This window comes from Nocardioides sp. IC4_145 (assembly GCF_011250565.1).
Lineage (GTDB): Bacteria > Actinomycetota > Actinomycetes > Propionibacteriales > Nocardioidaceae > Nocardioides.
Window position 1 is genome coordinate 19,239 of sequence record NZ_JAANMS010000002.1, and the last position, 20,940, is coordinate 40,178.

Sequence of the window (20,940 nt, forward strand, 5' to 3'; positions counted from 1 at the left end):
GGACTCCCGTGGGAAGCGGGTCGCGTCTCCTCCGATCGGTCATCCTGCGGGTGGTACGCGGCGGAACCGGTGGCCGGCCGGGCATCGACCGAGCAGGATGGTCCGGTGACCCTTCCCCCCGACGGCCACCCGGTGCAGGTGCGCGACCTGCACGTCCGCTTCGGCGAGGTGGAGGCGGTCACGGGGGTCGACCTGGTCGCCGAGGCCGGCCACGCCACCGCGCTGCTGGGCCGCAACGGCGCCGGCAAGTCGACGACCATGCGGGTGCTCGCCGGCGTCGTGCCGCCCACCTCGGGCAGCGTGACCGTCGCGGGACACGACGTACGCCGTGACCCGCTCGCCGTGAAGCGGGCGGTCGGCTACTGCCCCGACGTCGGCGGGCTCGTGCCGCGGGCGACGCCGTGGGAGCACCTCCAGCTCTCCGCCCGGCTGCGCCGGATGCACCGCACCGAGCCGGGCTGGGAGCAGCGCGCCCGCGACCTGCTCGAGCGCTTCGAGCTCGGCGACGTCGCGCACCGGGTGACCGCCGGGTTCTCCCACGGCATGGGTCGGCGGCTCTCCGTGGTGCTCGCGGTGCTCCACCAGCCCGAGGTGCTGCTGCTCGACGAGCCGTTCGACGGCGTCGACCCGATCGGGGTCGAGGCGACGATGGCCGCGATCGACGACGCCCGCGCCCGCGGCGCCTGCGTGCTGGTCTCCACCCACCTGCGCGAGCTGGCGGTCGAGGCGTGCAGCACCGTCACCGTGCTGCGCGGCGGCACCCGGGTCGCCACGGCCAGCGCCACCGAGATGTCCGGCGAGGAGGGGGCGCGTGCCTACCGCGGCCTCCTGGACTAGCGGCTGGACTGGCGGCTGGACCGAGGCCCGGCGAGCGGTCGCCGACGTCGGCCACCTGGTCCGGTTCCGGACGGGGACGGTACGCCGCCGGGGATCGGCCGCCTGGTTCGCGCTCGGCTTCGTGGCCCTGACGACCGCGGCGGCGGTCGTGCCGGCGTACACCCCCGGCGCCGGCGACGACGGCCGCGCCTTCGACCTGCTCCTCCTGCTGCCGACCGCGCTCGCGGGCTTCCTCGGGCTGGCAGTGGTCTCCGCGGTTGCCTCCGGCGGCGGCCGCGAGCTGCTCGACCGCGACCCCGGCGCGGTGCTGCCGGTCAGCCCGACCACGGACCACCTCGGCGCGCTGCTGCTCGCGCCGCTCAACATCGCGTGGCTGCTCCAGGCCTGGACGCTGCTCGGCACGACCGCCTACGCGCTCGGCCCCTCCGGCCTGGCCGCCGCCCAGGTCGTCGTCCTGCTGTGGCTGGCCGTGGCGACCGCGCTCGCCCAGGTCGTGGCGTGGACCTTCGAGGGCGTCCGGCGGGGCAACCACGGCATCGCCGGCGTCCGGCTCGTCACCCTCGCGCTGCTCGGCCTGGCGCTGGGGCTGCAGATGGCCGACGCGCTGGTCACGGTGCTCGACCGGCTGCCGACCCGCCGGATCGTGCTCGGGATGCTCGGCGGTGTCTCGTGGACGTGGGCCGCGACGATCGCCGCGCTGCTGGTCGCCCTCGTCGTCGCGGTCGCCCTCGGCGCCGTGCCCGCCTACATCGCCGCACGGCGTGCTCCGCGTGAGGAGCAGCGCGTCGAGTCCGGGCGGTACACCGCCCGCCGCCTGCCCGGCTCGGACCTGGCCGCCCTGGTGCGCACCGACCGCGGGTCGGTCTGGCGCGCGGTGCCGATGCGCCGCGGCATCGCCGTGCTGGCGATCGGCCCCGGAGCGGTGGCGCTGCTGGGCGACCTGCCCTGGTCGACGATGACCGTGCTGCCCGGCCTGGTCGCTTCCGGCGGGGCGCTGCTCTTCGGCGTGAACGCCTGGTGCCTCGACGCCCGCGGCGGGCTGTGGCGCGAGAGCCTGCCGGTCCCTCCGGGGACGGTGTTCACCGCCCGGGCCTGGGTGCTCGCGGAGTTCCTGGTCGCTGCGTCGATGGTGACGGTGCTGCTCGCGGCGGTGCGGGCGGGCGTGCCGTCGTCGGCCGAGCTGACGGCACTGGCCTGCACGGTGGTCGTCGTGACGGTGCAGGTGGTGGGCGCCGGCATGCGCTGGTCGGCGCAGCGGCCCTACGCCGTCGACCTGCGCTCGGCGCGCGCCACGCCGGCGCCGCCGCTGACGATGGTCGGCTACTCCACCCGGCTCGCGGTCTCCACCACGCTCACCGGCCTGGTGTTCTCCGGGCTGGCGCGCGTGCCCGCGTGGGAGGTGTCGGTGCTGGTGGCCGTGCCGTTCGTCTGCTGGTCGCTCGCCCGGCTCGTCCGCGCCCGGGCGCGGTGGATCGACCCGGTCGACCGGGCCCGGGTCGTCATGGCCGTCGCCGGCTGAGTCGCCGAGGAGCCCGGGGCCCCGCGCACACGATCGTTCGATGGCGCGGAAGTGTCGGGTCCACGCGCGGGTAACCCGCAACAACCGCGCAACTGCGCAGGTGTGGTCGCGCCCTCAGCCGGGGTTCGCGAGCGTCGAGCAGTCGGCCTGGGCGCGGCTGAGGGCGGTGACGTCGTCGGAGCTCCAGTCGCCGGCGAGCGTGGCGACGAGGGCGGCGCGGACGACCTCGACGTCGATCTCCTCCCGCAGGCACGCGGCGTACCCCCGCCAGTCGACCTCGCCCTTGCTGAAGGCGACCTGGGCCCGCGCGGACTCCTCGAAGTAGTCGACGCAGGCGAACGTCGCGCCGACCCAGTCGGCCGCGGTGCCCCGGTCGAGCAGTGGGAGGTCGGCGGCGACGGCGCCGTCGACGACCACGCCGGCCTCCTCCAGCTCCCCAGGCGCGACCCGGTCGAGGAGGGCGTCGGCGAAGCACTCGCCGTTGCGGGTGTCCTGCTCGCCGGGGTGGTCGCCGGCGTAGAGCGCGACCAGCCCGGAGCGGACCTCGGGGTCCGGCGAGGGCCCGTCGTCGCCGGACGGCCCGTCCTCCGAGGGACCGCTGCACGCGGCCAGGAGCGGGACCAGCAGGGCGACGGGGAGGACTGTGCGCAGCACCCCATGAGTGTCCCACCCGTCGCTGGTTAGGGTGCGCGGCATGGACTTCTCGCCGTCCCCCCGGGCCGCCGACCTGACCGAGCGCGTCCGCGCCTTCCTGGCCGAGGAGGTGGAGCCGGTCGAGCCGCAGTACCACGCCGACCTCGCCGCCGCCCGGGCCCGCGGGGAGTCCTGGACCCCGCTCCCGGTGCTGGAGGACCTCAAGGCCAAGGCCCGCGAGCGCGGCCTGTGGAACCTCTTCCTGCCCAAGGAGCACGCCGGCGAGTACGCCGCGCGGTTCGGCACCGACGGCGGCGAGGGGCTGACGAACGTCGACTACGCGCCGATCGCCGAGCTGACCGGCCGGTCGGCGATCGCGCCGCTGGTGATGAACTGCAACGCGCCCGACACCGGCAACATGGAGGTGCTGCTGCGCTACGGCAGCGAGCAGCAGCGCAAGGACTGGCTCGAGCCGCTCCTCGACGGCAGGATCCGCTCGGCGTTCACGATGACCGAGCCGTTCGTCGCCTCCTCGGACGCCACGAACATGGAGGCGACCGCGGTCGTCGACGGCGACGAGGTCGTCATCAACGGCCGCAAGTGGTGGTCGACCGGCGTGGGCCACCCGGACTGCAAGATCTTCGTCTTCATGGGGCTCACCGACCCCGACGCCGACCGGCACCGCCGGCACTCGATGGTCCTTGTCCCGCGCGACACCCCCGGCGTGAGGATCGAGCGGCTGCTTGACACGATGGGCATCCACGACGAGCCGCTCGGCCACGGCGAGGTGTCCTTCAGCGACGTGCGGGTGCCGGTCTCCAACGTCATCAGCGGGCCCGGCGAGGCCTTCGCGATCGCTCAGGGCCGCCTCGGCCCCGGTCGCGTCCACCACTGCATGCGGCTCATCGGCCTCGCGGAGCTCGCCCTCGAGCTGGCCTGCAAGCGCGGCCTGGAGCGCACGGCGTTCGGCAAGCCGATCATCAACCTCGGTGGCAACCGGGAGCGGATCGCCGACGCGCGCATCGCCATCGACTCCGCCCGCCTGCTCGTGCTCAACACCGCCTGGAAGCTCGACGTGGGCGGTCCGATCAACGCGCTGTCCGAGGTCTCCCAGATCAAGGTGGCCGTCCCGAACATGGCCCAGCAGGTCATCGACATGGCCATGCAGATCCACGGCGGTGGCGGCCTGTCCAGCGACTTCCCGCTCGCCGCCGCCTGGACCGGCGCCCGCGCGCTGCGGCTGGCCGACGGGCCCGACGAGGTGCACCGCGGCGTCGTCGCGCGCCTCGAGCTCGGCAAGTACGGCGCCAAGCGATGACCGGCGCGCGCGTACTGGTCACGGGTGCCGCCTCCGGCCTCGGCAGGGCGCTCACCGAGGCGTTCCGGGCCCGCGGTGACGAGGTCCTCGCGACCGACCTGGCAGAGGGGGCCGACCTCCGGCTCGACATCACCAAGGACGAGGACTGGGCGGCCGCGGTCGACCACGTCGAGCGGACGTGGGGCGGCCTCGACGTGCTGGTCAACAACGCCGGCGTCGCCGGCGGCGGGAGGCTCGACGTCGCCACCCTCGACGAGTGGCAGTGGATCACCGAGATCAACCTGTTCGGCGCGGTCCGCGGCACGCGGGCGTTCGTCCCGATGCTCAAGCGGCAAGGCGCCGGTCGGATCGTCAACGTCGCGTCGCTCGCCGGCCTGGTGCACCCGGGCGGGATGGCGTCGTACAACGCGGTCAAGGCAGCCGTCGTCGCCCTCACCGAGACCACCGGCCACGAGCTGGCGTCGTACGGCGTGACCGCGCACGTGGTCTGCCCGTCGTACTTCCGCACCAACCTGATGAGCTCCCTGCGCGGCAGCGACACCACGCTCGGCGCGGTGATGAGCAAGCTGGTCGACGAGTCGCCGACGAGCGCGGAGGAGGTCGCCGCGGCGGTCCTCGAGGGGATCGAGCGCGGTGACGAGGTGATCCTGCCGGACCAGGCGGCCCGGGACGCCTATGCCCTCAAGGTGGGCGATCGCGCGACGTACGACGCGGTCATGCATGCGCAGGCGGCCAAGCTCGACCGGATGGGGCAGACGGGAGGCCAGGCATGAGCGCCACCGACAGCGGCAACCCCGCCAAGCCGGTCCGCGAGGAGGACGCCTTCGACGCGGCGGCCGTGAGCGCCTGGCTCGACGAGCAGGGCGCGGGCGTGGGCCCGATCGACGAGGTCCGCCAGTTCAGCGGCGGCGCGTCGAACCTGACGTACCTCTTCGTCGCCGGCGACCGCGAGCTGATCCTGCGCCGCCCGCCGGCCGGCAAGAAGGCAGCCGGTGCGCACGACATGGGCCGCGAGTTCCGCATCCAGTCCGCGCTCGCGCCGGTCTTCCCGTACGTCGCCGGGATGGTCGGCCACTGCACCGACGAGGCGGTGATCGGCTCGGAGTTCTACGTCATGGAGAAGGTGCCGGGGCTGATCCTCCGCTCGGAGTTCCCCCGCGAGGTGAGTGCCGAGGAGGCCGACGCGCTGTGCGAGCGGGCGCTCGACGTGCTCGTCGCGCTGCACTCCGTCGACGTGTCGGCCGTGCCGGAGCTGGCGGCGCTCGGCCGCGGCGAGGGGTACGTCGGCCGGCAGGTGCGCGGGTGGGTCGGCCGCATGGCCGACGCGCGCACCGACGACACCGGCGACTGGTCCGACGTGGTGGCGTGGATCGAGGAGCACCAGCCCGCGGACGTGGCGCAGGTGCTGATCCACAACGACTTCCGCTTCGACAACCTCGTGCTCGACGACGACGAGCGGCAGCTCGCGGTGCGCGCGGTACTCGACTGGGAGATGGCCACCGTGGGCGACCCGCTCATGGACCTCTCCTCGACGCTGGCCTACTGGGTCGAGGCGGCCGACGACGAGCTGTTCCAGCTGTTCCGTCGCCAGCCGACGAACGCCCCCGGCATGTGGACCCGCGACCAGCTGGTCGAGCGGTACTGCGCGCGGATGGGCTTCGAGATCACCGCCGAGCAGCGGCTGTTCTACGAGGTCTTCGGGCTGTTCCGGCTCGCGGTCATCGCGCAGCAGATCTGGTACCGCTACGTCCACAAGCAGACCACCAACGAGTCGCACGCGGTGCTGGGCCAGGTGGTGGCCTACCTCGAGGCGCGCTGCCGCCGGCTGATCGCCGAGCACGGCTCGGGCACCCCCGCCTGATGGGCGTCCTGCTGCTCGTCCGGCACGGCCAGGCGTCCTTCGGGTCCGACGACTACGACGTGCTGTCGGAGACCGGCCACGAGCAGGCGCGCCTGCTCGGCAAGCACCTCGCCGGCCACGGCGTCACCCCCGACGTGGTGGTCCGCGGCGACATGCGCCGGCACCGGGAGACCGCCGAGGGCATGCTCGAGGGCGGCGGCTGGTCCACGTCGGTCGAGATCGACCCCGGCTGGGACGAGTTCGACCACCTCGGCGTCGTCGCGGCCCATCCCGACCTGGTGGCGGCGACCGACGACCGCCGGGCGTTCCAGCGCGCCTTCGAGGAGGCCACCGCACGCTGGGCCTCCGGCGCCGACGACGCGGCGTACCCCGAGCCGTGGTCGGGCTTCGTCGCTCGCGTCCGCGCGGCGCTCGAGCGGGCGTGCGCGCAGGCCGGCCCCGGCGGGACGGCCGTGGTCGTCACCTCCGGCGGTCCGATCGCGGTCGCCGCCGCGGCGCTCGTCGACCCCGAGGGCGACGCAACCACGACCGCCCGGCTGTGGCGCCGCTTCAACACGGTCGTCGTGAACTCGTCGTACTCCCGTGTCGTCGTCGGCTCGACCGGCCCCCGCCTGCTCACCTTCAACGAGCACGCCCACCTCGCGGGGGAGACGCTCACCTACCGCTGAGCGGTCACATGAGCTTCTTGAACACCCCGAGCGGCGCGTGCTTCATGACGACCGAGAGGGGCGCCCACGGCAGGCGCGGGACGCAGGCGGAGTCGACCTGCTTCTCGATCGCCTCGACCATCGCGCGGACGCCGACGTCGGTGGGGACCATCATCTTGGTCTTCTGGGCGACCTTCTCGTTCATCTCCGAGGCGATGTAGCCGGGGTAGAGCACGGTCACCTTGACCGTCTTCCCGAGCGGCTTGCCGTGCAGCTCGTTGCGGATGCCCTCGGCCAGGTAGGCCGCGCCGATCTTGGTGGCGGCGTACGTCGTCATCGTCTTGGGCATGCCCCGCATCGCCGACATCGAGGAGACCATCACCAGGTGGCCGGCCTGCTGGTCGCGGAAGGCCTCCATCGCGGCCTCGGTCTGGGTCAGCGCGCCGACGAAGTTCGTCACCGCCGTCTCGCGGTTGGCCGCCTGGCCGCCGGTGCCGAGCGGGGCGCCCTTGCCGAGGCCGGCGTTGACGACCACGCGGTCGAGCGACCCGAGGTCGCGGCGGAAGGCGCGGAAGGTCTCGAACACGGCGTCCTCGTCGACCACGTCGAGGGTGCGCGTCTCGACCCGACGCTCGGGGTGGGCGGCGAGGATCTCGGCCTTGAGCTCGATGAGCCGCTCCTCGCGGCGGGCGCAGAGCGCGAGGTCGTTGCCGCGCGCCGCGAGCTGGCGGGCCATCTCGGCCCCGAGACCGCTGGACGCGCCGGTGATGAGAGTCGTCGTCATGGCGCCAGAGTCTGCCCTGTGGGCGTGCCACCTCGACCCTGCGGGCGTGCCACGTCGGCGGCTCACGGGACAAAACAAACAGTCAGGCTTGACTGTTTGTGTGGCGCGGGGTCATGCTGACGCCGTGACGACCCCCGCCGGCGCGACCCGCGTGCGCCAGGAGGACCGGACCCGCGCCATGCGGGCCCGGCTGCTCGAGGCGACGGTGGAGTGCCTGGTGGAGCGCGGCTTCAGCGGTACGTCGACGACGCTCGTCTCCGAGCGGGCCGGCGTCAGCCGCGGGGCGCAGCTGCACCACTTCCCGACGAAGAACGCGCTGGTCGTCGCCGCGGTCGAGCACCTCTCCGACGTACGCCGTGACGAGCTCGCCGCGGCGGCCGCGGCGCTGCCCACCGGCCGGCGACGTACCCGCGCGGTCCTGCGCATGCTCGGCGACCACTTCGCCTCGCCGCTCTTCGCGGCCGCGCTCGAGCTGTGGGTCGCGGCCCGCACCGACGAGGCGCTGATGGAGGCCGTCGCGCCGCTGGAGCAGCGGATCGGCCGGGAGACGCACCGGATGACCGTCGAGCTGCTCGGCGCCGACGAGTCGCGGCCGGGCGTGCGCGAGCTGGTGCAGGCGACCCTCGACCTGGTGCGCGGCCTCGGGCTCGCCGACACGATCACCGACGACGCCCGCCGGCGCCGCCGCATCCTCGACCAGTGGGCCGACACGCTCGACGCGGCCCTCGCCACGGACCCCAGCACCTCCGGGAAGGACCACGCATGAGCCTGCTCGAGGACCTCCTCGCCGACCTCCGCACCGAGGGCGACCTGCTGCACGCGGTCGTCTCCGGCCTCGACACCGACGACTGGGCCACGCCCACCCCGGCGCCCGGGTGGAGCGTCGCGACCCAGGTCGCCCACCTGGTGTGGACCGACGAGGTGGCCACCCTCTCCGCGCGCTCGGCGGCCGGCGACGCCGACGCCCAGCAGGCGTGGGACGCGCTGGTGACCGGGGCCGCGGCCGACCCCGAGGGCTTCGTCGACGCCGGCGCCCACGAGATCGCCGCCCTGGCGCCGCCGGCGTTGCTGGCACGCTGGGGCACCGCGCGCGACGACCTCTCCCGCACCCTGCGCGAGGTGCCGGCCGGCACGAAGATGCCGTGGTTCGGCCCGCCCATGTCCGCTTCCTCGATGGCGACCGCACGCTTCATGGAGACCTGGGCGCACTCGCTCGACGTCCACGAGGCGCTCGGCCGGGAGCCGCAGGTCACCGATCGCGTCCGGCACGTCGTGTTCCTCGGCGTCCGCACCCGCGACTTCGCCTTCGCCACCCGCGGCCTGACGCCGCCGGCCGACGAGCTCCGCGTCCAGCTGACCGCCCCGAGCGGTGAGACCTGGACGTTCGGTCCCGAGGACGCCGCCCAGTCGGTCACCGGATCGGCCCTCGACCTGGCCCGCCTCGTCACCCAGCGCGTCCACCGTGACGACACCGACCTCGTCGCCGTCGGGTCCGACGCCGACCGTTGGCTGGACGTGGCCCAGTGCTTCGCCGGCCCTCCGGGAGAGGGGAGGCAGCCCCGTGGCTGACCCGACGACCGACCCGATCCGCATCGGCAACTGCTCCGGCTTCTACGGCGACCGCCTCTCTGCCATGCGCGAGATGCTCGAGGGCGGCCCAGGGGGCAGCGGCCAGCCGCTCGACGTGCTCACCGGCGACTACCTCGCCGAGCTGACCATGCTGATCCTCGGCAAGGACGCGATGAAGGACCCGGACCTCGGCTACGCCCGCACCTTCGTCCGCCAGCTCGAGGACTGCCTCGGCCTCGCGCTCGAGCGCGGCACCCGCATCGTCAGCAACGCCGGCGGCCTCAACCCCGCAGGCCTGGCCGACAAGGTCCGCGAGGTCGCCCGCGGCCTCGGCCTCGACGTCGCGGTCGCCCACGTCGAGGGCGACGACCTGCGCCCGCGCGCCGACGAGCTCGGCCTGGGGGGCGCGCTCACCGCCAACGCCTACCTCGGCGGCTTCGGCATCGCCGCCGCCCTGACCGCGGGCGCGGACGTCGTCGTCACCGGCCGGGTCACCGACGCCAGCCTGGTCGTCGGCCCGGCGGCGGCGCACCACGGCTGGACGCCGGAGTCGTACGACGAGCTGGCCGGCGCCGTCGTCGCCGGCCACGTGCTCGAGTGCGGCACCCAGGCGACCGGCGGCAACTTCTCCGGCTTCCGCGAGCTCATCAGCAGCGGCCGGATGGACCCGACGAAGCCGCTCGGCTTCCCGCTGGCGGAGGTCGCCGCGGACGGCTCCAGCGTCATCACCAAGCACCCCGGCACCGGCGGAGCGGTCACGGTCGACACCGTCACCGCCCAGCTGGTCTACGAGATCCAGTCGACCCGCTACCTCGGCCCCGACGTCACCACCCACCTCGACACCGTCCGCCTCGAGCAGGTCGGCGCGGACCGCGTCGCGATCGCCGGCGTCCGCGGCGAGGCCCCGCCCGAGCGGCTCAAGGTCTGCGTCAACGAGCTCGGCGGTTTCCGCAACACCGCGGAGTTCGTGCTCACCGGCCTCGACATCGACGCCAAGGCCGACTGGCTGCGCGAGCAGCTCGCCCCGGCGCTCACCGCGGAGTCGGTCACCTGGACCCGCACGGCGCTGCCGCCCGCCGACGCCGACACCGAGGAGGGCGCGTCCGCCCTGCTGCGGGTCACCGTCATGGACCCCGAGGCCGGCCCGGTCGGCAAGGCGTTCACCGGCCCCGCGGTCGAGCTCGCGCTGGCGTCGTACCCCGGCTTCACCATGACCGGCCCGCCCGCCGCGCCCACGCCGTACGGCGTCTACCGGCCGGAGCACGTCGACCGCTCGGCCGTCTCCCACACGGTCGTCCACGCCGACGGCCGGCGCGAGGTCGTGCCCGACCCGCCGACGGCTGCTCCGGCCGCGGCCGAGGAGGCGGGCGACACCGGCCGGCGACCCTCGCCGTACCCGGCGCCGCTGGACTCCCTGACCCGCCGCGCGCCGCTCGGCAGCTTCGTCCACGCCCGCTCGGGCGACAAGGGCGGCGACGCCAACATCGGCCTGTGGGTCGGCCGGACCGGCGACGCCGAGCTGGACGAGGCGCGCACCACCTGGCTCTCGAAGCTGATCACGCCGCGGAAGATCCGCGAGCTGGTGCCCGAGGCCGCCGACCTGCCGCCCGACGCGGTCCAGGTCTACCTGCTGCCCAACCTCGGCGCGGTCAACGTCGTCGTCAAGGGCCTGCTCGGGCGGGGGGTCGCCGCGTCGACCCGCTTCGACCCGCAGGCCAAGGGGCTCGGCGAGTGGGTCCGCTCGCGCGTCGTGCACGTCCAGGAAGGACTCTTGTGAGCCAGACCGTCCAGACCGAGCAGACCGACCACCGGCAGGCGCTGACCGAGCTGGGTGCGGAGTTCACCCGCCGCGAGGTCGCGCCCCACCTCCCGGCGTGGGAGGCCGCGCGCGAGGTCCCGCGCGAGCTGCACGTGAGTGCGGCCGAGCAGGGGCTGCTCGGCATCAGCTTCCCCGAGGAGCAGGGCGGCGAGGGCGGCGACCTGCTCGACACGATCGCGCTCCAGGAGGGCATGCTCTCCGCCGGCGCCTCGAGCGGCCTGCTCTCCGCGCTGTTCACGCACGGCATCGCGCTGCCGCACACCTCGGCGCACGGTTCGCCGGACCTCGTCGACCGCTACGTCCGCCCGACGCTGGCCGGCGAGAGGATCGGCGCCCTCGGCATCACCGAGCCCGGCGGCGGCTCGGACGTCGGCAACCTGCGCACCACCGCGGTCCGTGACGGCGACCACTACGTCGTCAACGGCTCCAAGACCTTCATCACCAGCGGCACCCGCGCGGACTTCGTCACCACCGCGGTCCGCACCGGCGGCCCCGGCGCCGCAGGAGTCAGCCTGCTGGTCATCGACACCGACACGCCCGGCTTCAACGTGGACCGCAAGCTGGAGAAGATGGGCTGGCACTGCTCGGACACCGCCGAGCTGTCGTACGTCGACGTGCGGGTGCCGGTGGGCAACCTGGTCGGCGAGGAGAACGCCGGCTTCTGGTACATCGCCGAGCAGTTCGTCGTCGAGCGGATGGCCCTCGCCGTCCACGCCTACGGCATCGCCGCGCGGTCGCTGGCGCTGGCCAAGGAGTACTGCCAGCAGCGCGAGACCTTCGGCGAGCCGCTCGTCAAGCGCCAGGTCGTGCGGCACAAGCTGGTCGAGATGCATCGCCAGGTCGAGGTGGCTCGCGCCTACACCCACGAGGTGGCCCGCCGCCACGTAGCCGGCGAGTCCGTCATCGCGGAGGCGTGCCTGGCCAAGCAGACCGCCTGCGAGACCGCGACCTCCGTCTGCCACGAGGCCGTCCAGCTCTTCGGCGGCGCCGGCTACATGAACGGCACCGAGGTCGAGATGCACTACCGCGACGCCCGCCTGCTGCCCATCGGCGGCGGCGCGACGGAGGTGCTCACCGACCTCGCCGCGAAGCTCCTGGGCTACACCTCGTGAGCGGGCACGAGGTGACAGTCGTGAGCGCCCACCGGGAGGCGATGCTCGCCAAGATCGCCGAGCTCGACGCCGAGCACGCGAAGGCGGTCGCGGGCGGCGGGGAGCGGTACGTCGAGCGCCACCACGCCCGCGGGAAGCTGATGCCGCGCGAGCGGATCGAGCTGCTCGTCGACGAGGGGTCGGCGTTCCTGGAGCTCTCGCCGCTCGCGGGCTGGGGCTCGGACTTCACCGTCGGGGCGAGCGTCGTCACCGGGATCGGCGTCGTCGAGGGCGTGGAGTGCCTGATCACTGCCAACGACCCCTCGGTCAAGGGCGGCGCCTCGAACCCGTGGACGCTGAGGAAGATCTTCCGCGCCAACCAGGTCGCGGAGGAGAACGGGCTGCCCACGATCTCCCTGGTCGAGTCCGGCGGCGCGGACCTGCCCACGCAGAAGGAGATCTTCATCCCGGGCGGGCGGCTCTTCCGCGACCTCACCCGCGCCAGCGCCCGCAAGGAACCAACGATCGCGCTGGTCTTCGGCAACTCCACCGCCGGCGGCGCCTACGTCCCCGGCATGTCGGACTACACCGTGATGGTCCGCGAGCAGGCCAAGGTGTTCCTCGGCGGCCCGCCGCTGGTGAAGATGGCCACCGGCGAGGAGGCCGACGACGAGTCGCTGGGCGGCGCCGAGATGCACGCCCGCACCTCCGGCCTCGCCGACTACCTCGCCGAGGACGAGCGCGACGCCATCCGGATCGGGCGACGCATCGTCGCGCGGCTCAACTGGCGCAAGGCCTCCGCCGGCGGGGCCGGGTACGCCGAGCCGGACGCCGACCCCGACGGCCTGCTGGACCTCATCCCCACCGACCTCAAGGAGCCGTTCGACCCCCGCGAGGTGGTCGCCCGCCTCGTCGACGGGGTGAGCGCGACCAACGGCGTGGCGTTCGACGAGTTCAAGCCGCTCTACGGCACCTCGCTGGTGACCGGCTGGGCGCGCATCCACGGCCGCCCGGTCGGCATCCTGGCCAACGCTCAGGGCGTGCTGTTCTCCGAGGAGGCGCAGAAGGCGACCCAGTTCGTCCAGCTCGCCAACCAGACCGACACGCCGCTGCTGTTCCTCCACAACACGACCGGCTACATGGTCGGCCAGGAGTACGAGCAGGGCGGGATCATCAAGCACGGCGCGATGATGATCAACGCCATCTCCAACTCCACCGTGCCGCACCTGAGCGTGGTGATGGGTGCGTCGTACGGCGCCGGCAACTACGGCATGAACGGCCGCGCCTTCGACCCGCGCTTCCTCTTCACCTGGCCGTCCGCGAAGTCCGCTGTCATGGGCCCCGCCCAGCTCGCCGGCGTGATGAGCATCGTCGCGCGGGCCGCGGCCGAGGCGAAGGGCCGGGACTACGACGAGGCCGGCGACGCCGCGATGCGCGAGTTCGTCGAGGCCTCGATCGAGGAGCAGAGCCTGCCGTTCTTCCTGTCCGGGATGGTCTACGACGACGGGGTGATCGACCCCCGCGACACCCGCACCGTGCTCGGCATCTGCCTGTCCGTCATCGAGAACAAGCCGATCGTCGGCACCGACCGCTTCGGCGTCTTCAGGATGTGAACCGGATGATCACCAGACTGCTCGTCGCCAACCGCGCCGAGATCGCGAGCCGGGTCTTCCGGACCTGCCGCGACCTCGGCATCGAGACGGTCGCGGTCCACTCCGACCCCGACGCGCACCTGCCCTACGTCCGGGAGGCCGACTCCGCGGTCCGCCTGCCCGGGGCCACCCCGGCCGAGACCTACCTGCGGATCGACCTGCTCCTCGACGCGGCCCGCCGCGCGGGCGCGGACGCGGTCCACCCCGGCTACGGCTTCCTGTCGGAGAACGCCGACTTCGCCCGCGCCGTCGTCGACGCCGGCCTGGTCTGGGTCGGGCCCAGCCCGGAGTCGATCGAGGCGATGGGCTCCAAGATCGGCGCCAAGGCGATCATGCGGGAGGCCGGCGTACCCGTCCTCGAGGCGCCCGAGCAGCCGACCGAGGCCGACCTCCCGCTGCTGGTCAAGGCGTCCGCCGGCGGCGGAGGCCGCGGCATGCGCGTCGTCCGCTCGCTCGCCGACCTCGAGACGGAGGTCGACCGGGCCGGGGAGGAGGCGGCGTCGGCGTTCGGCGACGGCACCGTCTTCGTCGAGCCCTACGTCGAGCGCGGTCGCCACGTCGAGGTGCAGCTGGTCGACGCCGTCGTCCACGGCGACCGCGACTGCTCGGTCCAGCGCCGCCACCAGAAGGTCGTCGAGGAGTCGCCGGCACCGGGGATCCCCGACGAGGTCCGGGCCGCGATGCACGAGGCGGCCCGCAGGGCAGCCGAGGCCATCGACTACCGCGGCGCCGGCACGGTGGAGTTCCTCTACGACCCGGCGACCGAGCGGTTCTGGTTCCTGGAGATGAACACCCGGCTCCAGGTCGAGCACCCCGTCACCGAGCTGGTCCACGGCGTCGACCTGGTCGCGCTGCAGCTGCGCTCGGCCGAGCGCGACTCCCGGCTGGTCGAGGAAGGCGCGCTGGCGCCTGTCTCGAGACCCGCCGGTCTCGAGACAGTTGCTGCGCAACCTCCTCGACCAGCGGAGGGTCACGCGATCGAGGTCCGCCTTTACGCGGAGGACCCGGCGGCGGGCTACCAGCCGCAGAGCGGCGTGCTGACGACGTTCGAGGTCCCGGCGGCGCCGGGCATCCGCGTCGACGCGGGCTTCGAGTCCGGCTCGGAGGTGTCTACCCACTACGACGCGATGCTCGCCAAGGTGGTGGCCCACGCCCCGACCCGCGACCAGGCAGCCCGCAAGCTCGCCGGCGTGCTCTCCCGTGCCCGCATCCACGGCCCGGTGACCAACCGCGACCTGCTGGTCGAGGTGCTCCGCTCGCCGGAGTTCCTCGCCGGCGACCTCAGCACCGCCTTCCTCGGTCGTGTGCCTGCGGACGCGCCGCGACGCGTTCCCGGGCACACGACCTCCGCGGCGGTGGCGGCAGCCCTTGCGCTCGCCGCGCGGGCCGGCGCGGCCAGGACCGTCCAGCGAGGCATCCCGGTCGGCTGGCGCAACGTCGTCAGCCAGCCGCAGCGCACCGAGCTGGCCGACCGCGACGGCGAGGTCACGACGGTCGAGTGGCTGGGCACCCGCGACGGGTACGTCGTGGACGGGTACGCCGTGGTCGCCGCCGGCCCGGCGGAGGTCACCCTCGAGCGGGACGGCGTGCGAACGGCGTACGACGTCGTGGTCAGCGGCCCGCACGGCGCCGAGGCCGTCGACGTCGACTCGCCGCGCGGGCACGTGCGGCTGACGCGGGTGCCGCGGTTCGTCGACCCGGCCGACCAGGTCGCCAGCGGCAGCCTGCTCGCGCCGATGCCCGGCACCGTCGTCCGGGTCATGGTCGAGCACGGGCAGCAGGTCGGGGCCGGTCAGCCGGTGCTCGTCCTGGAGGCCATGAAGATGCAGCACACCGTGGCGGCGCCGACCGCCGGCACGGTCACCGAGCTCCCGGTCACCACCGGGCAGCAGGTCGCAGCCGGCGAGGTGCTCGCCGTCGTCGAGGAGGAGCAGTCATGACCGGGACCACCGCCACCACCGCCAGCACCGCGTTCACCGAGTCCGAGGAGCGCCAGGAGCTGCGCAAGGCGGTCTTCGCGCTCGCCTCGAAGTACGGCCACGAGTACGTCGCCGAGAAGGCCCGCACCGGCGGCAAGACCACCGAGCTCTGGGAGGACATGGGCAGGCACGGCTTCCTCGGCGTCAACATCGCCGAGGAGCACGGCGGCGGGGGCGGCGGCATCGGCGACCTGGCCGCCGTGCTCGAGGAGGCCGCGGCCGCCGGCGCCCCGATGCTGATGATGGTCGTCTCGCAGGCGATCTGCGGCTCGGTCATCGGTCGCTTCGGCACCGACGAGCAGAAGAAGCGCTGGCTGCCCGCCATCGCCTCCGGCGACTACACGATGGCGTTCGCGATCACCGAGGCCGACGCCGGCTCCAACTCCCACAACATCACCACCACCGCCACCAAGGACGGCGACGGCTGGGTGCTCAAGGGCCAGAAGACCTGGATCTCCGGCGTCGACGAGGCGCAGGGCATCCTCGTGGTCAGCCGGGCCGCCGACGCCAGGACCGGCAAGCTCAAGCCCTGCCTGTTCGTCGTCCCGACCGACGCGCCGGGGCTGGAGAAGCAGCCCCTCGAGATGACGTTCGACGCCCCCGAGAAGCAGTGGACGCTGTTCTTCGACGACGTGCGGCTCCCCGCCGACGCGCTCGTCGGCGACGAGGACGCCGGCCTGCTGCAGCTGTTCGCCGGGCTCAACCCCGAGCGGATCATGGGCGCGGCGTACTCCAACGGCATGTCGCGCTTCGCGCTCGCCAAGGCGGTCGAGTACGCCAGGACCCGCACGGTCTGGAAGGCCCCCATCGGCACCCACCAGGGCATCGCCCACCCGCTGGCCAAGGTCAAGATCGAGCTCGAGCAGTCCCGCCTGCTCCAGCAGAAGGCCGCCGCGCTCTACGACGCCGGCGACGACATGGGGGCGGGCGAGTACGCCAACATGGCCAAGTACGCCGCCGGCGAGGTCGCCTGCAACGCCACCGACGTCGCGGTCCACACCCACGGCGGCTCCGGCCTCACCCGCGAGCTCGGCCTCGCCAACATGCTCGTCGCCGCCCGCCTCGGCCGGATCGCCCCCGTCAGCCGCGAGATGATCCTCAACTTCGTCGCCATGCACTCCCTGGGCCTGCCCAAGTCCTACTGAGGCGGTTGGTGTGGCCCCGGCCCGGGACGGGTAGGCCACGACCATGCTCGAGCCGACCGGACGCCCGTTCTCCACCGGTGAGGAGGCGGTCGCGCGCGTGGCGGCGGACCCGTTCTGGTCCGTGGTGCGCCGGCGGCACCCCGACCTCGACGTCGTCGTCCTGCCGGCCACGGCGGCTGCCAGGCCGACCGCCGACGAGGTGGGGGTGCTGCACGAGGTGGACCCGGCCAACGAGGCCGCGCGGGTCGAGTCGGTCGCGGTGGACCTCTGGACTGTGCTGGTCGACGAGGATCCCGACGAGGTCGCCACACGGCGTACCGCCGGGCGCGCCCGCGGCACCGTTCGGGTCGAGACGACCGTGCGGCTGGCCGGGGTCGACCCGACCGCGGGGGTCGCCGTGGTCGGCCGGGCCGAGGACGCGCTGGTCCGCGACGGCTGGCACGTCCTCACGCCGCCGGACGGCATGCCCCGGGCGCTCGCCGGCCGCGGCGAGGGCCTGGCGCGCGAGGAGCTCCAGCTGGTGCACGACCCGGCCGCGGCCCGCCTCGTCCTGCGGCTCCGGTCCGCGGACGCCCGGCCCCCCGACCTCGAGGAGCAGGCGTGAGCACGTTCGGTGCGGAGTACTCCGGGCTCTCCTACGGCAGCGGCAACTGGCGCGTGCTGGCCGAGCTGATGACCTCCACCTCCCGTGACCTCGCCGGCCAGGGCACCGGGGCGCTGGCGCCGAGCGTCCAGGCGGCCGCGGAGGCGTTCCTGACCGCCTGGTCGGGCTACGCCGACGAGAGCTCGACCATCGCGATCGGCTTCGCCGACGCGATCGACGCCCAGGCCGTCGACTACTCCACGACCGACGAGGGGTCGGGCAACCGGTTCACCGACCTGGACGGGCGGCTGGGGCCGGCCCGATGACCGTGACGATCGACGTCCCGCCGTCCCAGCCGGCGGAGGTGGTCAGGCCGGAGGGCGACCCGGGCGGCGCCGACACGCTGGCCGAGGCGCTGCACACCGCGTCGGGCCGCTACGAGGAGTTCTCCGACGAGACCGCGCGGATCCAGTGGATCGGCGGGTGGTACGGCGACGCCGCCGACGCCTACCGGGAGGCGACCGCCGAGGCGGGCGAGGAGCACGCGGCGATGGCCCGCACGGTCGAGCGCGTGGGTCGGGCGGTGACGGCGTACGCCGACACGCTCCGGGACCTGCTGCGCACCTACGAGGAGCAGGTGGACCGCAAGGAGGCGCTCGACGCGCGGCGCAGCGCACTCATCGCCGACATCAACGCGGCGACCGAGGCGACTCCGGACGTCGTCGCGGCGCTGCGGGAGCGGGCGACGGAGCTGCGGGACGACTACGCAGAGCTCGTGACCGACCACGACGACCTGCAGCGACGGGTGCGCGAGGCCGAGGACCTGCTGCGCCAGTCGTTCCAGGCCGGCACCTCCCTGGACCGGGCGCTCGCAGACGACGGCGGCGTGCCGCAGTCCGCCCAGGACGCCCTGAGCAGGCGGGGCGCGCCCGGCAGCGAGGCGACGCCCGAGCAGGTGCACGACTGGTGGCTGGGGTTGAGCGAGGCCGAGCGGGAGGCGGTCGTCTCGTCGTACCCCGAGCTCATCGGCTCGGCCGACGGGCTCCCGGCGTCCGTGCGCGACGACGCCAACCGGGTGGTCCTCGACGACGACCTCGCGACCCTCGGGTCCAAGCGGGACGACGGCACGCTCTCGCCGACGGAGGAGCGGGTGCTCGCCAACGCCGAGCAGGCGCGGCAGGCGCTGGAGGACGCCGACGCCTTCGAGGACCCGATCACGGGTGAGCGCCCGGGTGGCCTGCTGCACCTCTACGACCCCGGCGCCTTCGACGGCGACGGCCGTGTCGCGATCGGGGTCGGCGACCTCGACACCGCCGACGACGTCGCGATCTTCACCCCCGGCATCACCACGACGATGGACGACACCACCAGCTACACCGGGCAGATGATCAACCTCTACGAGGCGACGCGCTACAACGGCGACGGGTCGAGCGTCGCGACGTTGTTCTGGCTCGGGTACGACGCGCCCGACGCGTTCTACGACCCCGCCACCGCCACCGAGGGCCGGGCGGAGGACGGCGGTCGCCGGCTCGCGGACATGGTGGACGGCCTGCGTGCCTCCCGCCCCGACGACCCCGCGCACCTGACCGCGATCGGGCACAGCTACGGGTCGACGACGACGTCGTACGCCGCCGGCGACTTCGACCTCGCCGCCGACGACGTCGTGCTCATCGGCAGCCCGGGTGCGGGCCCGGCCGACCACGCGGACGACTTCAGCGTGGGTGCGGACAACGTCTACGTCGGGCGCGACAGCCGCGACATCGTCGCGGTGCTCGGCGACGAGGGCTGGGTCGGCAAGGGCCCGGTCGGCCTGGGCACGGACCCGTCCTCCGACGACTTCGGCGCGACCCGGTTCGAGGCCGAGGACGTCGACCGGGCCGACATCCGCAACTGGGGAGACGCGCACAGCTCCTACCTGCACCACGACAGTGAGTCGCTCTACAACATCGGCCTCATCGTCGACGGGCACGGGGACCGGGTGAACGTCGCCGAGCACAGCTACGACCCGTGGTACGACTTCGCGCGCGACCCCGAGTGGGACCGCGAGCCCTCCAGCGGCGTCCAGGGCGAGTCCCGGACCCGGGAAAATAGGATGGTGCCGTGAGGGCTGTCCGCGAGCGACTGGTCGCGCTGGTCCTGGCCCTGACGACGACGGGAGTGCTCGTGACCGGTTGCGGTGACCCGAAGGTCTCGGCCGAGCAGGGGGCGCAGGACACCGAGTCATCGCGCGCCCAGGTGGAGGAGGCGATGCGGGAGGTGGCCGACGTGGTCGCCGGCGTCGGTCTCCGGCTCGGGAAGCTGACCGGCGGCTGGTCGGTGTGCACGGCGGAGCCGCCGTCGATGGAGTACGACGCCGGCGGCGGCGGCGAGCCCGGCGAGCTGTCCCCGGCCGAGATGATCGCCCAGGTGACCGACGCGCTGAAGACCGCGGGGTGGACGGTCGAGAACGCCGGCACCGAGCCCCGCCCGTACGGCGTGCTCACCCGCGACGACCTCCGCGCCAGCGTGGGCGAGTCGCGCCGCTACCCGGGACACGTCACGGTCGGAGTCGTCGGTCCGTGCATCGACACCGCGCGCGAGCAGGACGCCCTGCTCGGCGAGACGTACGACGTGTCCTGACGCAGCGCTCCGCCGGGAGGTCAGAGGGCGACCGTCAGGCCGGAGGCGACCGCCCCGGCCACGAGCCCGACCAGGACGACCGGGCGGAACCGTGCCTCGGGGATCCGGGCGAACACCGCGTCCCCGGCCCGCCAGCCCACCGGGCAGGCGAGCGCGCCGGCCGCGGCCAGGACGCACAGCTCCAGGTCGACCCGTCCCACGGCGAGCAGCGCCCCGACCGCGACCAGCTCCTGGCACCAGAAGGTGACCTGCAGGGTCGCGCGCGTGCGCAGGGGGCCGAGGGTCGTCGACTGCAGCAGCAGGACGAGCGGCGGGCCGTTGAGCCCGGTCGAGGTGAGCATCGCGCCGCTGACCGCTCCGGCCCCCCACTGCGCGCCCGCGCCGGCCGGGAGCCGGACCCGGAGCGCCAGCAGCGTCGCGAGCAGGCAGACGAGGGCGCAGATGAGCAGGCTGAGCGTGGCCTCGTCGGCGTGCAGGAGCGTGACCAGCCCGAGCGGCATGCCGAGCAGCCCGCCGAGGACCATCCGCGACGCCGGGGCGGCCGCGACGTGTGCCCGCTCGCGCGCCCCGGAGACCGTCGTCAGGGCCAGCCCGACCAGCGTTGCGACGACGACCGCGCGGACCGGGTCGGTCACCGCGGCGAGGGCGGGCACGGCGACCAGGGCGAAGCCGAACCCGGTGACCGCCTGCGCCGCCGAGGCCACGAGGCAGACGACGGCGGTCCAGAGGAGGACGTCGGCGCTCATCGGGGGACCGGCGGCGACTCGGGCATGCAGGCACCCTGGGGGTGGGGGTCGACGGCCCGGGCGTCCGGTCCCGCTCAACGGCACGGCACGAGGGCCGGCACCCGCAGCGGGCGCCGGCCCTCGGCCTCGGTCCTCGTG

20 protein-coding genes are annotated in these 20,940 nt (G+C 74.0%); 17 read left to right on the top strand and 3 right to left on the bottom strand.

The genetic code is table 11. The features are described 5' to 3' along the window. The first annotated feature begins 105 nt into the window (after positions 1 to 105). Entirely contained in the window at positions 106 to 837 is a 732-nt protein-coding gene (locus G6553_RS01395) for an ABC transporter ATP-binding protein (protein WP_166188501.1), read from the top strand. Further along, positions 812 to 2,356, top strand: coding sequence for a hypothetical protein (locus tag G6553_RS01400; RefSeq protein ID WP_166188502.1), 1,545 nt, complete (start codon positions 812 to 814; stop codon positions 2,354 to 2,356). Before G6553_RS01395 ends, G6553_RS01400 begins: the two co-directional genes overlap by 26 nt. Before the next feature lie 114 nt (positions 2,357 to 2,470). Here G6553_RS01400 and G6553_RS01405 read toward each other — a convergent pair whose 3' ends face one another. Then, on the bottom strand, positions 2,471 to 3,010 hold the full coding sequence (locus tag G6553_RS01405) for a hypothetical protein (RefSeq protein WP_166188504.1): 540 nt from the start codon (positions 3,008 to 3,010) through the stop codon (positions 2,471 to 2,473). A 40-nt stretch (positions 3,011 to 3,050) separates the two neighbouring features. Between G6553_RS01405 and G6553_RS01410 the strand changes: the two genes are divergently transcribed. The 4 genes from G6553_RS01410 to G6553_RS01425 are packed head-to-tail and all read left to right on the top strand — an operon-like array spanning position 3,051 to position 6,836. Then, the gene (locus G6553_RS01410; RefSeq protein ID WP_166188505.1) at positions 3,051 to 4,307 is read left to right on the top strand and encodes an acyl-CoA dehydrogenase family protein; all 1,257 of its coding nucleotides are present in this window, start codon (positions 3,051 to 3,053) and stop codon (positions 4,305 to 4,307) included. Next, positions 4,304 to 5,080, top strand: a complete 777-nt coding sequence (locus G6553_RS01415; protein WP_166188507.1) for an SDR family NAD(P)-dependent oxidoreductase — start codon at positions 4,304 to 4,306, stop codon at positions 5,078 to 5,080. Before G6553_RS01410 ends, G6553_RS01415 begins: the two co-directional genes overlap by 4 nt. Continuing rightward, entirely contained in the window at positions 5,077 to 6,168 is a 1,092-nt protein-coding gene (locus tag G6553_RS01420) for a phosphotransferase family protein (protein ID WP_166188509.1), read from the top strand. The genes G6553_RS01415 and G6553_RS01420 overlap by 4 nt, the downstream gene beginning before the upstream one ends. Further along, positions 6,168 to 6,836 (top strand): histidine phosphatase family protein, encoded by a 669-nt coding sequence (locus tag G6553_RS01425; RefSeq protein ID WP_166188511.1) that lies wholly within the window; start codon positions 6,168 to 6,170, stop codon positions 6,834 to 6,836. The genes G6553_RS01420 and G6553_RS01425 overlap by 1 nt, the downstream gene beginning before the upstream one ends. Positions 6,837 to 6,840: 4 nt before the next feature. Here G6553_RS01425 and G6553_RS01430 read toward each other — a convergent pair whose 3' ends face one another. Further along, complete coding sequence (locus G6553_RS01430; RefSeq protein ID WP_166188513.1) at positions 6,841 to 7,599, bottom strand: SDR family oxidoreductase; 759 nt, start codon at positions 7,597 to 7,599, stop codon at positions 6,841 to 6,843. Positions 7,600 to 7,723: 124 nt separating this feature from the next. Here G6553_RS01430 and G6553_RS01435 point away from each other — a divergent pair, with 124 nt between their 5' ends. The 11 genes from G6553_RS01435 to G6553_RS01485 are packed head-to-tail and all read left to right on the top strand — an operon-like array spanning position 7,724 to position 20,056. Continuing rightward, positions 7,724 to 8,365 (top strand): TetR/AcrR family transcriptional regulator, encoded by a 642-nt coding sequence (locus G6553_RS01435; protein WP_347565439.1) that lies wholly within the window; start codon positions 7,724 to 7,726, stop codon positions 8,363 to 8,365. Continuing rightward, positions 8,362 to 9,168 (top strand): TIGR03084 family metal-binding protein, encoded by an 807-nt coding sequence (locus G6553_RS01440; RefSeq protein ID WP_166188515.1) that lies wholly within the window; start codon positions 8,362 to 8,364, stop codon positions 9,166 to 9,168. The genes G6553_RS01435 and G6553_RS01440 overlap by 4 nt, the downstream gene beginning before the upstream one ends. Continuing rightward, positions 9,161 to 10,945: an acyclic terpene utilization AtuA family protein gene (locus G6553_RS01445; protein WP_166188517.1), complete on the top strand. Its 1,785-nt coding sequence runs from the start codon at positions 9,161 to 9,163 to the stop codon at positions 10,943 to 10,945. Before G6553_RS01440 ends, G6553_RS01445 begins: the two co-directional genes overlap by 8 nt. Continuing rightward, on the top strand, positions 10,942 to 12,099 hold the full coding sequence (locus tag G6553_RS01450) for an acyl-CoA dehydrogenase family protein (protein WP_347565440.1): 1,158 nt from the start codon (positions 10,942 to 10,944) through the stop codon (positions 12,097 to 12,099). Before G6553_RS01445 ends, G6553_RS01450 begins: the two co-directional genes overlap by 4 nt. A gap of 41 nt (positions 12,100 to 12,140) precedes the next feature. Next, on the top strand, positions 12,141 to 13,691 hold the full coding sequence (locus G6553_RS01455; protein WP_166188815.1) for an acyl-CoA carboxylase subunit beta: 1,551 nt from the start codon (positions 12,141 to 12,143) through the stop codon (positions 13,689 to 13,691). 5 nt (positions 13,692 to 13,696) lie between these two features. Then, positions 13,697 to 15,670 (top strand): biotin carboxylase N-terminal domain-containing protein, encoded by a 1,974-nt coding sequence (locus G6553_RS01460; protein ID WP_166188521.1) that lies wholly within the window; start codon positions 13,697 to 13,699, stop codon positions 15,668 to 15,670. Beyond that, on the top strand, positions 15,667 to 16,854 hold the full coding sequence (locus G6553_RS01465; protein ID WP_166188523.1) for an acyl-CoA dehydrogenase: 1,188 nt from the start codon (positions 15,667 to 15,669) through the stop codon (positions 16,852 to 16,854). The genes G6553_RS01460 and G6553_RS01465 overlap by 4 nt, the downstream gene beginning before the upstream one ends. A gap of 43 nt (positions 16,855 to 16,897) precedes the next feature. After that, positions 16,898 to 17,458 carry a hypothetical protein gene (locus G6553_RS01470; protein ID WP_166188525.1) on the top strand — a complete coding sequence of 187 codons (561 nt, stop codon included), beginning with the start codon at positions 16,898 to 16,900 and terminating at the stop codon, positions 17,456 to 17,458. Beyond that, a complete protein-coding gene (locus G6553_RS01475) occupies positions 17,455 to 17,763 on the top strand; it encodes a hypothetical protein (RefSeq protein WP_166188527.1) in 309 nt (102 codons plus the stop codon). Before G6553_RS01470 ends, G6553_RS01475 begins: the two co-directional genes overlap by 4 nt. After that, positions 17,760 to 19,541 (top strand): alpha/beta hydrolase, encoded by a 1,782-nt coding sequence (locus G6553_RS01480; protein ID WP_166188529.1) that lies wholly within the window; start codon positions 17,760 to 17,762, stop codon positions 19,539 to 19,541. Before G6553_RS01475 ends, G6553_RS01480 begins: the two co-directional genes overlap by 4 nt. Further along, positions 19,538 to 20,056 carry a hypothetical protein gene (locus G6553_RS01485; protein WP_166188531.1) on the top strand — a complete coding sequence of 173 codons (519 nt, stop codon included), beginning with the start codon at positions 19,538 to 19,540 and terminating at the stop codon, positions 20,054 to 20,056. Before G6553_RS01480 ends, G6553_RS01485 begins: the two co-directional genes overlap by 4 nt. Positions 20,057 to 20,076: 20 nt before the next feature. Here the strand turns inward: G6553_RS01485 and G6553_RS01490 are convergent, their stop codons facing one another. Next, positions 20,077 to 20,802: a TSUP family transporter gene (locus tag G6553_RS01490; RefSeq protein ID WP_166188533.1), complete on the bottom strand. Its 726-nt coding sequence runs from the start codon at positions 20,800 to 20,802 to the stop codon at positions 20,077 to 20,079. Positions 20,803 to 20,940 lie beyond the last annotated feature (138 nt).

What these genes read in the sequence shown, in the direction of transcription:
- G6553_RS01410 (WP_166188505.1), top strand. Translation starts at nt 3,051, where the DNA reads ATGGACTTCTCGCCGTCCCCCCGGGCCGCCGACCTGACCGAGCGCGTC.
- G6553_RS01415 (WP_166188507.1), top strand. Translation starts at nt 4,304, where the DNA reads ATGACCGGCGCGCGCGTACTGGTCACGGGTGCCGCCTCCGGCCTCGGC.
- G6553_RS01420 (WP_166188509.1), top strand. Translation starts at nt 5,077, where the DNA reads ATGAGCGCCACCGACAGCGGCAACCCCGCCAAGCCGGTCCGCGAGGAG.
- G6553_RS01425 (WP_166188511.1), top strand. Translation starts at nt 6,168, where the DNA reads ATGGGCGTCCTGCTGCTCGTCCGGCACGGCCAGGCGTCCTTCGGGTCC.
- G6553_RS01430 (WP_166188513.1), bottom strand. Translation starts at nt 7,599, where the DNA reads ATGACGACGACTCTCATCACCGGCGCGTCCAGCGGTCTCGGGGCCGAG.
- G6553_RS01440 (WP_166188515.1), top strand. Translation starts at nt 8,362, where the DNA reads ATGAGCCTGCTCGAGGACCTCCTCGCCGACCTCCGCACCGAGGGCGAC.
- G6553_RS01455 (WP_166188815.1), top strand. Translation starts at nt 12,141, where the DNA reads ATGCTCGCCAAGATCGCCGAGCTCGACGCCGAGCACGCGAAGGCGGTC.
- G6553_RS01460 (WP_166188521.1), top strand. Translation starts at nt 13,697, where the DNA reads ATGATCACCAGACTGCTCGTCGCCAACCGCGCCGAGATCGCGAGCCGG.
- G6553_RS01465 (WP_166188523.1), top strand. Translation starts at nt 15,667, where the DNA reads ATGACCGGGACCACCGCCACCACCGCCAGCACCGCGTTCACCGAGTCC.
- G6553_RS01470 (WP_166188525.1), top strand. Translation starts at nt 16,898, where the DNA reads ATGCTCGAGCCGACCGGACGCCCGTTCTCCACCGGTGAGGAGGCGGTC.
- G6553_RS01480 (WP_166188529.1), top strand. Translation starts at nt 17,760, where the DNA reads ATGACCGTGACGATCGACGTCCCGCCGTCCCAGCCGGCGGAGGTGGTC.
- G6553_RS01490 (WP_166188533.1), bottom strand. Translation starts at nt 20,802, where the DNA reads ATGAGCGCCGACGTCCTCCTCTGGACCGCCGTCGTCTGCCTCGTGGCC.